Raw genomic sequence first — 14,516 nt, 5'->3', positions numbered from 1 at the left:
GGGGCCATGAAATTGTCGGCCTTTCGCCCGCGCTCGCCGTTGGCTTGGTTCGCCGCCAATCCGGTCGCGGCCAATTTGTTGATGCTGTTGATCTGGCTCGGCGGCGTGGGCGGCTTGCTGACGTTGGAGCGCGACGTTTATCCGCGTTTCAGCCCCGGCCAGTTCGAGATCGTTGCGGTGTATCCCGGCGCCGGGCCGGCCGATGTCGAAACCGGGCTTTGTATTCCGCTGGAAGAGGCGATTTACGATCTTCCGGGCATCGGGCATCTGGATACTAGCGTATTCGAGGGCGAATGCCAGATCAAGGTCGGCGTGTTGCCCGGCCACGAACGCGATGCGGTGATGAGCGCGGCGCGCGGCCGTATCGACGCCTTGACCCGGCTGCCGGCGGCGGTGGAAAAGATCGACGTGCGCGAAGCGCAGCGCGACGGCGACGACGGCGTGATCTGGGTGGCCTTGTACGGCGACGCCGAGCCGTTGCGCCTGAAAGATCTGGGCGAGCGGATACGCGCCGAATTGTCGGCCTTGCCCGGCGTGACCCAGGCGGTCGATTACGGCCGCATGCAATACGAGATCGGCGTGGAGGTGCGCGCCGAGCGCCTGCAGCAATACGGCCTGACGCTGGAGCAAGTGGCGGCAGCGATCCGGCGCGCCTCGCCGGCATTGGCCGGCGGTCCGGTCAAGACGCCGACCGGCGATTTGTTGTTGCACGTACAGGCCGGTGCCGTCAGCGGCGACGCGGTGGCCGCATTGCCGCTGCTCGGCCTGGCCGACGGCGGCACGATAAAGATCGGCGATGTGGCGACGGTCGGCGACGGCCTGGGTGAAAAGGTATTGCAATGGCGCCACGACGGCCTGCCGGCGCAGGGCTGGGAAATTCACGCCGAAGCGGGAGGCATCGCCGTGGCCCAGGCCGTGCGCGATTACGTGGCGCGCGCGCAAACGACTTTGCCGCCCGGTTTGCACTTGAAAACCTGGTGGGACGATTCGATCGCCTTCGACCAGCGTATCGACACCTTGCTGGAAGACGGCTTGAGCGGCTTCATTCTGGTCTGGCTGGTGCTGACGCTGTTTTTGCGCGCCCGGGTGGCCTGGTGGGCCGGCATGGGCATTTTGACTTCGGTGCTGGGCGCCCTGTGGTGGATGCCGCTGTTGGGGCTGTCGCTGAACATGCTGTCGCTGTTCGGCTTTTTGCTGGCGATGGGCATTCTGGTGGACGACGCCATCATCATCGGCGAAAGCGTGCACAGCGAACAGCAAAAGCCGGGCGCCGATCCATTGCGCGCCGCCGCGGCCGGCGTCCGCAAGGTCGCGCTGCCGGTGTTGCTGTCGATTGCGATTGCCGTGGCGGCATTCTTGCCGGGGCTGTTTCTGCCGGGGTGGAGCGGGGCGATGATGCGGCCCATCGTCTGGGTGATGATTTTGACCCTGGTCTTTTCGTTGGCGGAAGCTTTGCTGATTTTGCCGGCGCATCTGGCGGCGCCGGCGGAGAATAACGCGGATAACGGGGCATTGGCGCGCTGGCGCGAACGCTTGAATCGCCTGCTGGAAGGCTGGGTCGCCAGGCGTTACCGGCCACTGCTGGAAAAGGCCTTGGCCTGGCGCTATCTGGTGTTGTCGCTGTTCGCCGCCTTGCTGTTGCTGACCGGCGGGCTGTATGCCGGCGGGCATGTGCGCCGGGCGATGAATCCCGACATCAGCAAGGACGCGTTCTGGGCCCGTTTAACCGTGCCGCCCGGTACCGCGCCGGAGCAAACCCGGCGTCTGGCCGAACGTGTGGAAAAGGCCTTGCTGGATTACCGCGACGAACTGGAAAAGGCCGAACCGGGTTTCAGTTTATTGGTCGGCCAGGAGACGCTGATCTGGGAGCAGGAAGCCGGTTTATGGCTGGAACTCTCCGACGCGGCACGGCAGCGCATCAAGGTGGACGACTTCGTGCGCGAATGGCGGCGGCGCATCGGCGAGCTGGGTTTTGCGCGGCTGGACTTCATCGTCCGCGAAGGCGACGTGCCGTACGACATCGTGCTGAATCTGTCCGCCGACGATCCGCAAGCGCTGCGCGACGCCGGCACGGACCTGAAAAAGCGTTTGGCGGCCTATCCCGGCGTTTACGATGTGCTGGATTCCAACATCGCCGGCAAGCCGCAGCTGCGCCTGCAATTGACCGCGGCCGGCGAAGCGATGGGGCTGAAAGCGGCCGATCTGGCCGAACAGGTGCGCCACGCTTATTACGGCGTCGAGGCGCAGCGTTTTCAGCGCGGCCGCAACGAGGTCAAGGTCATGGTGCGGTTGCCGCTCGGGCAGCGCCGTTCGCTGGATGATCTCTATACCTTGCCTGTGGCGTTGCCGGACGATAAAAAGACCGTGTTGGCGCAGGTGGCCCAGGTCGAATTCGAGCCGGGCGTGTCGCAAATGATCCGCCGCGACCGTCGGCGGGTCCTGGAAGTGGCGGCACGGATCGATCCGGCGCAAGCCGATTTGAATGCGATATATACCGATCTGGAGCGGCAGGTGCTGCCGGCCTTGCAAACTCGTTTTGCCGGCCTCAGCGCCGATCCGGGCCGCGAACGCCAGGAACAGCGGCAAACCCTGCAGGCCCTGGCGAACAATACCGCGATTGCGTTGTGCGTGATTTACGCGATCATCGCGGTGGCGTTTCGCTCTTATGCGCTGCCTTTGGTGTTTTTGCTGGCGGCGCCGATGGCCTGGTGCGGCGCGGTGCTGGCCCATGCCGCGCTGGGCATGCCGTTGTCGATGGAATCCCTGGTCGGCATGATCGCGGCCAGCGGAGTGGTGGTCAACGACAGCATGGTGTTGCTCGACTACATTCACGAACATGAAGCGCGGGTATCCGACCGTTTGACGCTGGTCGCCGAAGCCTGTTCGGCCCGCTTCCGGCCGATCTTTCTGGCCTTCGTCACCAACTTCGCCGGTTTCCTGCCGACACTGCTGGAAACCAGCGAGCAGGCGCAATTCCTGGTGCCGATGACCTTGTCGCTGGCGGCCGGCCTGCTGTTCGGCATGTTCGCCAGCCTGCTGCTGACCCCGGTTTGCTATGCGGTGTTGCAGGATTTTCAACGGCGGAGCGGCGATGCCGGTTGAACGCAAACCTTTTTCGACATTCGAGGACGTCGACGTTTGGTACGAAACTTTGCAGGCCGGCGAGGCCGAATACCGGCAATATGGGCGCTGGCTGTCGGAACAGGAACGGCAAACCGCGCAACGCTTCGTTCGCGAGCTGCACCGGCGCCGCTATGTCGTTTGCCACGGCAAGGTACGTTTGCTGTTGAGCCGTTATCTGGAAAATTCCCCGGAAGTGATCCGCTTCGGCCGGCAGGCGCTGGGTAAACCGTATTTACTGGATAACAACGGCGAACCGCAAACGTTGCGCTTCAACTTGTCGCATTCCGGCGAACGCATGGTACTGGCGGTCGGCCGCCGCGAGCTGGGCGTGGATGTCGAGGTTTGGGACCCGCGCCACGATCCGGAAAGCCTAGCCGGTGAAATTCTCGCGCCCGAGGAATTGGCGCATTGGCAGCGGTTGCCGCCCGATAGGCGCCGGGAAGCGTTCTACCGGTTCTGGACGCGCAAGGAAAGTCTGGTTAAGGCGGTCGGAGCGGGCATCGGCATGGGCGTGGCCGGAGTTATCACGACGACGGTCGGCGCTGCCGGATTTTTGGCATTGCCCGAGCCTTGCGGGCTTGCCTCCGATTGGCATTTGCTTGATCTGGAACCGGATTCCGAAATGAGCGGAGCATTGACGATCGCTTGCGGGAAACGCTAGAGCATTTTCATATCGCCTATAGGGAGATAATGCCGTTAAGTCAAACCGTCATTTCGGCAGGGATTCATGCCAGGCTTTCCTGCCTGGCCCCCTTCGGGTCAATGCAAATCTGTTCCAGACAGATTTGTGCCGAGATCCAGACTGCAGGGATGCATTAAAGCTTGCCATCCCTGGCTTCTGGATTCGGCAACCGCTCCCTGCGTTGCTCTCGATCGCGTGTTCCCGACGCGATCTACCTCGCCCTTCCTTGGGCTCGTATCTCCTGCATCCCTGCAGTCGTCCGGCAATCCCTGCCGGAATGACGCGCTTCCCCTCACTTTGCGGCATGGCTTATGACCGTGCACCCAAAACGAAAATGCTCTAGGATGCGGTTTTTCGTCGTTTCACGCTCGGCATCTCGCCTTTGTTGAGCGCTCCATCTTTTTGTGAAGCGCATCCGGGAAAATGGCGCCCGCTTTTACGTAGGCTTCTCCTTGGGACTCGAAGCTTCGGGTTGTGGCAAGCTTGTCAATAATGACTTCACTGGTTAGAATCTGAAAAGATAGCGAACATGGAGGTCTCTCATGGCAACAACGATTCATCCCGTCATTCCCGTCAGGCAATACCGCTTTTATTTCATGTCAACCGGTCTCCGGCGTTTGCCGGAGTATCCGGGTTCAGCCTGGCGCGGCGCCTTTGGGCATGCCTTAAAGAGGACGGTTTGCGTGGTAAGAAATACGCCTTGCAACCAATGCTTGTTAAAGAACGCTTGCGCCTATAGCTATATCTTTGAAACGCCGCCGCCGGCCGGTGCTGAAAAAATGCGCAAATACACCGCCATCCCCCATCCCTTTGTCCTGCGCTTTCCGGAAAATTTATCCCCTGAGAATGATTACAGCCTGGACGTCATTCTGTTCGGGCATGGCCAACGCTTTTTTCCCTATATCGTTCATGCTTTACAGACGGCGGGGCAGGAAGGCATTGGCGGCCATCGTCAGGTGTTTGCTTTGCGGAAAGTCGACGAGGTCGACCCCCAGGGGCGCGCCCAAACGATCTATCAAGACGGGGAACTCCAGCCACAACGGCAAGCCGCTGTTCCGCCGCTCCCTCCCATGCCGGCACAATTACAGATGACGTTTCATTCGCCGCTGCGCATCAAACAGGACGGAAAAAACCTCTCGCCCGACGGCTTCAATTTCGGCGCGCTGTTCGGCACCCTGCTCAGGCGCATCTCGATGATCAGTTATTTCCATACCGATACGCCGCTCGAAACCGACTTCGCCGGGCTCGCGGCCAAGGCCAAAACCGTGCAATTCGCCAGCCGGCGGCTCGAATGGTACGACTGGACGCGCTATTCCTCCCGTCAGCAAGCCGAGATGAACATGGGCGGCGTAATTGGAAATGTCGTTTTAGACACCCAAGGTCTGGAAGATTTCTGGCCCTATCTCTGGATAGGGCAGTGGACCCATGTCGGCAAAGCCACCAGCATGGGCATGGGCGCCTATGCGATCCGCGCGGCAAGCTTGTCGGATAACCGATAAACCTGGGGAGCGGAGACAATAGCCGGATGAACAGCCAGATTTTACTCGCCGTAACCGGCCTGACTCCGCAAGTCGTCACCGAAACGCTGTATGCCTTGCACCGGCAGGGCGAGCCGCTGCCGACGGCCATTCATATCCTGACCACGGCGGAAGGCTATCAGCGCGCCCGGCTGACCTTGATCAACGACGGCTGGCTGGCGCGTTTTTTCCAGGATTACCGGTTGCCCCGGCCGGATTTTTCCGAACGGTCCATCCATGTTCTGCAATGCGCCGGCGGCCGGGCCCTGAACGACATCCGCAGCCAGGCCGACAACCAGGCCATGGCCGACGGCATTACCGAATGGATCAGAACTTTCACCGCCGACCCGGACACCGCCTTGCATGTCTCGATTGCCGGCGGCCGCAAGACCATGGGTTTTTATGCCGGCTATGCCTTGTCCCTGTATGGGCGGCAACAGGACCGCCTCAGCCATGTGCTGGTTTCGGCGGACTATGAATCGCATCCGCAGTTTTATTATCCGACGCCCTATTCCCAGGTGATCTACGGCAACGACCCCAGCCGTAAACCCCTGGATACCCGGCATGCCGACGTGATCCTGGCCGACATTGCCTTCGTGCGGCTCAGGCACGGGCTGGACCGGACGCTGCTCGACGGCAAAAGCAGCTTCAGCCGGACCGTGGCCAATGCCCAGGCCGCGCTGGGGCCGGCGCATTTGACGATCGATCCGGACAGGCGCCTGCTCATTGCCCAAGGGACGCCAGTTAAATTGATCCCGGCCGACCTGGCCTTCTACCTTTGGCTGCTGCAGCGCCAGGCCGATGGCCTGGCGTCGCCGCCATGCCCCAGTGATGGCGCGCCCGATGAAATCTACGGCGCCGAATATTTACGCCATTACCGCCGAATCACCGGAAAACTGGGCGGAGCGGACCGCACCGAGGCCGCCTTGCGGGGCGGCATGAGCAAAGCGTTTTTCGAACAGCGCAAATCGCGGATCAACAAGGTGCTCGGCCGGGCTTTGCAACAGGCTGCAGGGGCTTACTTGATCCAGGCGGTAGGAAAACGGCCGAGGACGCGGTATCGGATAGCACTTGAAGCGGAACAGATTCAATTTCAACAGGAGCGAACATGCTGAGAGTAGATTACCTTATCCATTTCAACTGCCCGGGCTTTCTGGGCGATGCCGAGCAACAGTCGGCCTGGCGTACACCGCCGTTCAAGGCGTTGTTGCAACACTGGTGGCGCATCGCGGTGGCCAAGCAATATGGCTACCACTGGCAGGAAGTGCGCGAGGCCGAAGGGCGGTTGTTTGGGCATGCCTGGTTGGAAGATAGGGATCATCAAGCGTGGGCGATGCGTAGCCGGGTGCGGATAAAACTCGAACATCAAAAAGCAGGTGAGCTTAAGCGGTGGGTTGATTCACCAGCAAGCAATCGCATTACTCATCCCGAAGTAAAAGACAGGAATACCGGCAAATTGCGCTCTATGGCTCCAGAAACATATCTGGCCTATGGTCCGCTACATTTCAATAATGGCATCGTTCATGCACCTGCAATCAATGCCAATGAACAAAACCGACTGACCCTAATTTACCCCGAAAGCGAACAAACAACCTTCAACCAAACCCTGCAACTCATCCATTGGTTCGGCACTTTAGGCGGACGCTCCCGTAATGCTTGGGGCTCCGTTGAACTAAAAGCCGATGTGGGAGCGACGCCTACGTCGCGACTAGCCGAACTTCAAGACAATACCGTTTTGTTAAATGGTAAAGCCGATCTAACGCAATTTAGCCGACCATTAAAAGACTGCTTGTCCCAGGAATGGCCGCACGCGATTGGCTCGGATGACGAAGGCTTATTGATTTGGCAAACACCGGAGCGAAATAACTGGCAACTCGTTATGAAAGATTTGGCACAAACCAAAATCAAATTTCGAACCGATTTACCTTTTCCTAATGCTCATCCTGGCGGCTTTGAAAAACGTCATCTGCTGGCGTACCCGGTGACTAACCATAAAGTAAACGCCTGGGGCAATAACGGTCGTTTAGCTAATCAACTTCGCTTTAAAATCATTCGTTCAGGACAAAATTTTGCTGGAATCATTTTTCATTTGCCCTGCGCACTGCCGAAGGAAATGACCCAAGGATTGAAAAATGCACCGTCTATTCAACAACAAATCGAAATTTGGCAATCCGTCCATCAGTCGTTGAACGGCTTGAAAGCGCAAGGCTTAGAAATCAAAAGGATCCAATCATGAAAGACAACACCCTCTGGCAAGCCAAACTCGCCGCCCGCGTCCACGATCCTGCCGAAAAAGCGCTGGTCTTGATGCGCGACCCGGCCGGACACGAAGGGGGCACGACGCGCGCGTTGTTCAAGACGTTTTTTCCAAACGGTCTTGATGCTGAAACCAAAGCGTGGATAGAGAAATCCGACCATTGGGCTTCGGCGGCAGACCGGCCGCAATTTCCGCAAGATAAGGACAATCGCTATGCCGCCTGGGCGCAAGTCCGCTTCGATCAAGCGCCGGAAATCAAACATCCGTTGACCGGTGATTCGGCGGAACTGATGGGAAAATTAAATATCGACCCCGCGCATATCAAGGCATTTAGCACCGACTATTTTCTGGAATTGATTGAGCGGGATGCACAAGATGCTATTGATTGGCAAAAAACCTTGCTCGGTTTCTGGCGTTTTGGTCCGGAACTTAACCCGAAAGGCATCGGCCATTTGTGGCGCTTGCTGCCTGCCGATACCCGCGTTCCCGATCATACCATCTGGGCGCACCTGGATTTGACCTCGGCGTTTTGCGGCGCATTTGCGGCAGACCCGAACGAGCAGCCGGCTTTGCTCAATGTCAGTTTCGGGCCGGTGCAATCGTTCATCGCCGCCGGGAGATCAACCTCGGATTTATGGGCCGGTTCGCATCTGTTGTCGCGCATCGCATGGGAAGGTATGAAAATCATATGCGAGCGGCTCGGGCCGGATGCGATTATTTTCCCGCAACTGCGTGGCGTACCGCTGGTGGATTTATGGCTGCAAAAAGACATGGGTTTGCCGGCAAGTCGGTTCGATGAATTTGAATGTGAATGGCGCAAAGCCAAAACCGATGCCAACCCTTTGTTTTCGGCGGCACTGCCCAATAAATTTCTCGCGCTGGTTCCTGCGTCGATGGCAATGGAACTTGCGGAGCAAGTAACAGCAAGAGTACGGCAATGGGTTCTTGCCGAAGCTAACGCCATGCTGGATGAATGCCTGGAAATAGCCCGACTGAAGCAAACCGATCTGTATTGCTATCGTCAACTGAAGGAGCAATTGAACGGTTTCCCTGAAGTGTATTGGGCTGCCGTGCCCTGGTTGTGCCGGCAACAAGAGGGCAAAGTGAATATTGATGCTTTGCAGGAGGCGATGCTGCCATTTTATCCTGAAACGAATTTGCCGGGCTTTTTAGGCAGCGAATTATGGAAAACACTCAATCAAGCCATTCAGCCAGAGCAAGACTGGCAGTTCTATAGGCCTAACCCCGGTGTTTTATATCCAGCAGTTTACGACCTGTTGGATAGAGTCGCAGCCGCTGCCAAGGCCACCCGGACCTTTCAACAAAAACCGCAACAAGGCTACCGCAATACTTTGAGCGGAGAATACGAATGGCTGACGACTAACCAAACACAACTGGCTGTGCCGCCGGGAAAGCGGCAAAACACCCTGTGGCAAAAAGTTGCAGAGCAAAAACCGTCCTGGGTCAAAAACGGCGAGCATCTGAGTGCCCTGGATATGCTGAAGAGGCTGTGGCCAAAGCGTTTTATCGACGAAATCAAAAATTCTGTGGATGGTTTAGGAAGTATCAGTCGCTATGTGGTTTCGACTCACGACATGGCCTTTTCCACGAGTTTTGAACAGTGGCTACAAAACTCAAATCGCGAATCCTTACCGATTGAATTGATGGCGATACTGGAAGGCTGGTCCGAACAATCAGCCCTGCCAAAAAAGGTTCTTAATATGACCGGAGCTGATCAGCAAGCCCGTTTATTGGCCAAGAAACTGCCTTCGTTTTGGGATGCCCATTGTGAAAACGAGACGTTGAAACCCAGCATTAAATTCAAACTTAGCGGCTTTTTTCAGGAAACCTATTATGCCTTGATTCTGATGGACGGCGACAACATGGGCGCATGGCTATCGGGCAGTGAGGATAAATACCGATTGGCCTATCAGGACAGTTGGCATAGCAAGATCAAGAGCGGTATCGATCAACGTTACCGAGAACAGCTCAAGTCTTATCTGGAAAGCAAACGCTATCCGTCTCCGGCCCGCCATATGGCGATTTCCGATGCACTCAACGGCTTTTCGCTGGATTTGGCGCGCTATGTGGTCGAGGATTTATATAAAGGCAAACTGCTTTACGCCGGTGGCGATGATGTAATGGCTATGGTATCCGTAGACGATTTGTTGCCGGCGATGTTGCTGTTGCGTTTGGTGTATAGCGGAATATTTCCTGTAAATGGCGATTCCTCAATTGTATGGAAATCGCTGTTGAAACAGGAAAAAGCCGAGCTGCGATTGAAAAACGGCTACGTACTCAAAGATGAAACCCTTTACCGGGTCATGGGTGTTAAAGCGACCGCTTCTTGCGGAGCCGTAATCGCACACCATGCCGCGCCACTCGGGCAGGTGCTGAAAACCTTAAGGTCCGCCGAACAGCGCGCCAAAAAAACCGGCGGACGCGATGCCTTTGCTATTGATTTGCTCAAGCGTTCCGGCGGCGCAGTCAAATTGACCTGTCCCTGGTTCAACAACCCAGATAATCCAGAGAGTTTGCTGGACAGCCCAATGGGGCAATTAATCCGGATGAGAGATGCACTTGCGGAGCCCAACTTATCGCGTCGCGCGGCTTATATCGCCCAGGACTGGTTAAGGCAATTGCCGCCGCAAACCTTGTTCCTCCAAGATCCCTTTCTTTACAAATCGTTGCTACAGCAATCGCTTGAATACCCGTTATTGCGGCAGAATCAAGGCATCCCTCAATATCATGATTTGGCAGAGCGTATGGTGGAGTTAGGAATGAGTCAGGCAGGACAAGCGTGTGCCGACTTCATCACCCACTTCATCGGCATCGCCGAATTTTTAGCCCGCGACAGCCGCGCTGGAGGTGCGCAATGAGCGAATTCCATTTTTTACAACCCTTGGATGTACTGTATTTGCGCGGCAATCGATTGTTCGGCGACAGCTCCGCCACCGGCGAAGCCGTCATGCCTCCCTGGCCTTCAATGGCCGCCGGTGCTTTGCGCTCGCAATTGCTGACTGGTCATGGTATCGACGTTGGTCAGTTTGCTCAAGGCAAGGCTGCTTTACCCGACGCATTGGCGCAAAGTTTGGGCACGCCGGACCAGCCAGGCGATTTCCGCATCAGCCATTTTCTACTCGGCAAATATGATTCAGATACGGACACATTACAGGATGTCTATCTGCCGTTGCCTGCGGATGTGGTTGTGGTTGCCGAGGGGGACAACAGGAAAATTCACACACTGCAACCGCGCCGATTGCCCGACGCCATCCAGACCGGCTCGTCATGCTCGCAAATACCCGTGTTGCGCACCGATAAACAAGCCAAGCCCGAAGGCGGCTTGTGGTTGAATAAGGAGGGTATTCAAAGCTGGCTTAATGGACAACCGATTCATGCGAAACATCTGGTGGAGAGCAAAGCCCTTTGGAAAATCGACTCGCGGTTGGGTATTGCCTTGGAAACCCAAAGCCGCACCACAGGAGAAGGCCAGCTTTATACCGTGGACGCCGTGGCGCTGGCTGACTGTGTGGGTTTCATTGCCGGAATTAAGGGAGCCAACAACCTGTTACCAAAAAACGGCGTTTTACGTTTGGGCGGCGATGGACGCGGCGCTCGGCACCTGAAGCTCGATTGGCAAGTCTTGCAGCCAGACTGGAACGCTATCGAGAAATCGCGCCGTTTTCGCCTGACGCTGACCACGCCCGGCTTATTCGAACAAGGCTGGCTGTTGCCTGGCATGACACAGCAAAACGGTGCTTGTCTTTGGCAACCCCCTGGCTTTTCCGCAAAGTTGATAACTGCCAGCACCTCGCGCGCCGAAACCATCAGTGGCTGGGACATCGCCAACAATCAACCCAAGCCCGCGCTCAAAGCCGTCAGTACGGGCAGCGTTTACTGGTTCGATCAATTCGAAGGCGAAACCATGGCTCTTCAAAAGCTTGTCGAACACGGTTTATTTCATCTGGATGCGTATCCTGACGACAAGCGGCGGGCGGAAGGTTTCAACAATATCATGATTGGGGTATGGCCATAAGCGCGAATGCCGCCATTTGCGTAGGTCGGGTTAGGCGTTAGCCGTAACCCGACATGAAGGCTTCGTTTGTCGGGTTACGCTCTATCGAGCTAACCCGACCTACTTAATCGTTTTTCATTATCTTAGCGAATCTTTAGGAGACACGATGTTTCAGGAAACCCGAATAGCATTCTTATATTGCGTCAGCCCGGTTCACATGGGCACCGGCACGGCGGTTGGCGGCTTAATCGACAACCCCATTCAGCGCGAACGCCATACCGAATATCCCATGATGGCCGGTTCCGGCATCAAAGGCGCAATTCGCCATGATTATTGGGCGCAGGACAAAAGCAGCAAACTGCTGAATCGTTTGTTTGGGCCGGAGAATGATGCCTCCGAACATGCCGGCGCATTAAGTTTTAGTGATGGGCAACTGGCCGCCTTTCCGGTGCGCTGCCCGAAAGCCGGTTATGTTTATGCCACCTCGCCGTTGTTGCTGGCCCGATTGAAACGGCAATTGGCGCTGGCGAAAACTCAGGTGGACTGGGTAATTCCGAATTTGGAAAGCGGCAAATGCCGGATCATAAACCCTGATCTAATGACGGATAGCAAATTGGCTTTGGAAGCCTACGAACTTGAGCCGCAAATTGACCCTGCGTTAAAACAGGTTGCCGAATGGCTAGCCGCAAATGCATTGCCGGAATCAGACGATTTTGCCTATTTCCGAAAAAAATTAGCGGACGATTTGGTACTGCTATCCGATGACGAACTGCATTATTTTGTAGTTAATTCAACGGTAGTCGAGCCTCATGTCCGGATCGACGACATCAGCGGTACAGCCGATGGCGGTGCCTTGTTCTATACAGAAAACCTGCCACCCGAAAGCATCCTATTTACTGTCATCATGGCGAGTCAGGAACGTTACAGACGCGGAGACAGCGCGGAAAATCGCATGGACGCCACACAGATCATCAATACGCTGGTCAATGACGGCGAAAACTGGCAAGCCTTGCAAGGCCGCATGGTGCAATTTGGCGGCGACGCCAGTACCGGACGTGGGCAAATCGTTTGCTCGATTGTCGGAGGCGGACATGAGTAAGTTACCCAGTCTGGATCAAAAACGCGCGGCTTATGCCTGGCAACAAGTGCAGGGCCAAAGCGACGACTACACAAAATTAGCTAAAGGTGCACCAGCCTTGATTATGAGCAATGGCTTGATGCAGACATTGGCGTTTTACCAAGACAAAAATAAGCCACATCATCATGCTTTGAATAAGCATATTATCGACTGGCTGGCCGCTTATTTCACACATCAAGAAAATGTCTCAGTACCTTTCGACAAAATGATGGGGGTGCTTTTAAAAACCGACAGTCAAAAATACCGCAAAGCCACCGAAGAAACCTTGGCGCTGCTGCGCTGGATACGTCAATTTGCGGCAATCAACCAATAAAGAGGAATATACAAATGACCAAAGCGGCATTACCTCATTACATGGAAAAACATTTGTCCGGTCAAGACATTCCGCCCGGCCACCGTTTCGGTCTGTATTTTCCGGTATGGCGTGACGATTGGACTAAAGCGGATGGTGAAAAGACCGCCGCCCTGAAAAAAGCCACCAGCCTACCCGATGCTTGCCGCAAAATGACCGAAGCCCTGCGTCAACGCCAGCAAACCATTGCCTTGCAAAACGATGCTCTAGATTATTTTCCGGCAATAAGCACGTCGCCGTTCATGACCGGCATCGGCAACGAACACCCGCTGGAAAATGGCTTCGCCTTTTTAAATCCTTACGGCTTGCCGTATTTGCCCGGTTCCAGCGTGAAAGGCGCGTTGCGCACCGCCGCTGAAGAACTGGCTTTAGGTTTATATGGTGAAACTAAAGATTGGGATATGCTGGCGGTGTGGTGGTTGTTTGGTTTTGAGGCCGGGAACGCCGCAATTAACAAAAAGCCTTACAAAGGCGACACGATTTTGGTTGAAGAAGCTCAACGCCGACAAGCGGCCTATCAATCGTGGGTTGCTCAAGGTAAATATGATCTTCAATCCCTGTATAAAATGATTGAGGCCACTGTATCCGGTAAGCCGCAACAGGCAAAATACAAAAGCGACCCAGAAATTTTTCTGACTTCACTATCCGATAACATCAGTTTGCAAGGCGCACTCAGCTTTTGGGATGTTTACCCGCAATGCAAAAATCTGGCAATGGACATCCTGACCCCGCACCACGGCGGTTACTTCCAGGGTAAAAATGCCTCGCACGATTCCGAGCAGCCGATTCCCAACGTCTTTCTAACTGTACCGCCGGGCAGCCGATTTGATTTTTACTGCACCTGTACAACGGCGCGTTTACCGGAAGCGTTACAGCAGAATTGGCAAGCATTATTGCAAACAGTTTTTCACTATGCTTTCGATTGGCTGGGATTCGGTGCGAAAACAGCGGTGGGTTATGGGCAAATGCGCCGAGACGAAAACGGGGAACGGAAATTTCGCGACGAAAAGGAACAGCGCCTGCAAAAAGCAAGGGCTGAGGCCGCGCAACAAGAAGCCGAAAATCGGCTGGCCGACTTGCCCCCGTTTGAGCGTGATATTGCCCAATTATTGAAAGACAAAAAAGACCCCAACAAAAAAGATTATTTGGTGTTGCTGGATGCCGTAAAAACTGGGCAATGGCAAAGCACGGATAAACAATCGATTTTGGAACGGATTCAATCGCTGATGCAACAGGCAGGCGACTGGAGGCCGATGACCCAGAAAAAAGACCCAAGCAAAGACAAAGAATATGTCCGGACACGAGACGTTTTAAAATTGATGGAGCAATAACCATGCAACCCATTCGGCTGATAATTGAACACGTCCCAGAATCCATACCTATTCCTTTAGATATGCGGCATCAGCCAATCGAGGTGATTATATGGTCGCTA

Annotated in this window: 10 protein-coding genes; all 10 read left to right on the top strand. The window is 55.6% G+C overall.

Annotated features, from left to right (window positions below; genetic code table 11):
- Nucleotides 1-6: 6 nt before the first annotated feature.
- Entirely contained in the window at nt 7-3,102 is a 3,096-nt protein-coding gene (locus CC94_RS0118660; protein ID WP_005372387.1) for an efflux RND transporter permease subunit, read from the top strand.
- Nucleotides 3,092-3,784: a 4'-phosphopantetheinyl transferase family protein gene (locus CC94_RS0118655; RefSeq protein ID WP_005372385.1), complete on the top strand. Its 693-nt coding sequence runs from the start codon at nt 3,092-3,094 to the stop codon at nt 3,782-3,784. The genes CC94_RS0118660 and CC94_RS0118655 overlap by 11 nt, the downstream gene beginning before the upstream one ends.
- A 563-nt stretch (nt 3,785-4,347) precedes the next feature.
- On the top strand, nt 4,348-5,304 hold the full coding sequence (gene cas6, locus CC94_RS0118650; protein WP_005372383.1) for a CRISPR system precrRNA processing endoribonuclease RAMP protein Cas6: 957 nt from the start codon (nt 4,348-4,350) through the stop codon (nt 5,302-5,304).
- Between the two features lie 26 nt (nt 5,305-5,330).
- Nucleotides 5,331-6,437: a CRISPR-associated ring nuclease Csm6 gene (gene csm6, locus CC94_RS0118645; RefSeq protein ID WP_005372376.1), complete on the top strand. Its 1,107-nt coding sequence runs from the start codon at nt 5,331-5,333 to the stop codon at nt 6,435-6,437.
- Nucleotides 6,431-7,558 (top strand): hypothetical protein, encoded by a 1,128-nt coding sequence (locus CC94_RS0118640; RefSeq protein WP_005372373.1) that lies wholly within the window; start codon nt 6,431-6,433, stop codon nt 7,556-7,558. The genes csm6 and CC94_RS0118640 overlap by 7 nt, the downstream gene beginning before the upstream one ends.
- Nucleotides 7,555-10,458, top strand: a complete 2,904-nt coding sequence (gene cas10, locus CC94_RS0118635) for a type III-B CRISPR-associated protein Cas10/Cmr2 (RefSeq protein WP_005372372.1) — start codon at nt 7,555-7,557, stop codon at nt 10,456-10,458. The genes CC94_RS0118640 and cas10 overlap by 4 nt, the downstream gene beginning before the upstream one ends.
- Nucleotides 10,455-11,615 carry a type III-B CRISPR module-associated protein Cmr3 gene (gene cmr3, locus CC94_RS0118630; protein WP_005372369.1) on the top strand — a complete coding sequence of 387 codons (1,161 nt, stop codon included), beginning with the start codon at nt 10,455-10,457 and terminating at the stop codon, nt 11,613-11,615. Before cas10 ends, cmr3 begins: the two co-directional genes overlap by 4 nt.
- A gap of 145 nt (nt 11,616-11,760) precedes the next feature.
- Entirely contained in the window at nt 11,761-12,693 is a 933-nt protein-coding gene (cmr4, locus tag CC94_RS0118625; RefSeq protein WP_005372367.1) for a type III-B CRISPR module RAMP protein Cmr4, read from the top strand.
- Entirely contained in the window at nt 12,686-13,045 is a 360-nt protein-coding gene (gene cmr5, locus CC94_RS0118620; RefSeq protein ID WP_005372365.1) for a type III-B CRISPR module-associated protein Cmr5, read from the top strand. The genes cmr4 and cmr5 overlap by 8 nt, the downstream gene beginning before the upstream one ends.
- A 14-nt stretch (nt 13,046-13,059) precedes the next feature.
- Nucleotides 13,060-14,415, top strand: a complete 1,356-nt coding sequence (gene cmr6 / locus CC94_RS0118615; RefSeq protein WP_005372359.1) for a type III-B CRISPR module RAMP protein Cmr6 — start codon at nt 13,060-13,062, stop codon at nt 14,413-14,415.
- The last annotated feature ends 101 nt before the right edge of the window (nt 14,416-14,516 follow it).

The organism is Methylomicrobium agile, from assembly GCF_000733855.1.
GTDB lineage: Bacteria > Pseudomonadota > Gammaproteobacteria > Methylococcales > Methylomonadaceae > Methylomicrobium > Methylomicrobium agile.
This window is presented reverse-complemented; position numbering and strand designations above follow the sequence as displayed.

What these genes read in the sequence shown, in the direction of transcription:
- CC94_RS0118660 (WP_005372387.1), top strand. Translation starts at nt 7, where the DNA reads ATGAAATTGTCGGCCTTTCGCCCGCGCTCGCCGTTGGCTTGGTTCGCC.
- CC94_RS0118655 (WP_005372385.1), top strand. Translation starts at nt 3,092, where the DNA reads ATGCCGGTTGAACGCAAACCTTTTTCGACATTCGAGGACGTCGACGTT.
- cas6 (WP_005372383.1), top strand. Translation starts at nt 4,348, where the DNA reads ATGGCAACAACGATTCATCCCGTCATTCCCGTCAGGCAATACCGCTTT.
- csm6 (WP_005372376.1), top strand. Translation starts at nt 5,331, where the DNA reads ATGAACAGCCAGATTTTACTCGCCGTAACCGGCCTGACTCCGCAAGTC.
- CC94_RS0118640 (WP_005372373.1), top strand. Translation starts at nt 6,431, where the DNA reads ATGCTGAGAGTAGATTACCTTATCCATTTCAACTGCCCGGGCTTTCTG.
- cas10 (WP_005372372.1), top strand. Translation starts at nt 7,555, where the DNA reads ATGAAAGACAACACCCTCTGGCAAGCCAAACTCGCCGCCCGCGTCCAC.
- cmr3 (WP_005372369.1), top strand. Translation starts at nt 10,455, where the DNA reads ATGAGCGAATTCCATTTTTTACAACCCTTGGATGTACTGTATTTGCGC.
- cmr4 (WP_005372367.1), top strand. Translation starts at nt 11,761, where the DNA reads ATGTTTCAGGAAACCCGAATAGCATTCTTATATTGCGTCAGCCCGGTT.
- cmr5 (WP_005372365.1), top strand. Translation starts at nt 12,686, where the DNA reads ATGAGTAAGTTACCCAGTCTGGATCAAAAACGCGCGGCTTATGCCTGG.
- cmr6 (WP_005372359.1), top strand. Translation starts at nt 13,060, where the DNA reads ATGACCAAAGCGGCATTACCTCATTACATGGAAAAACATTTGTCCGGT.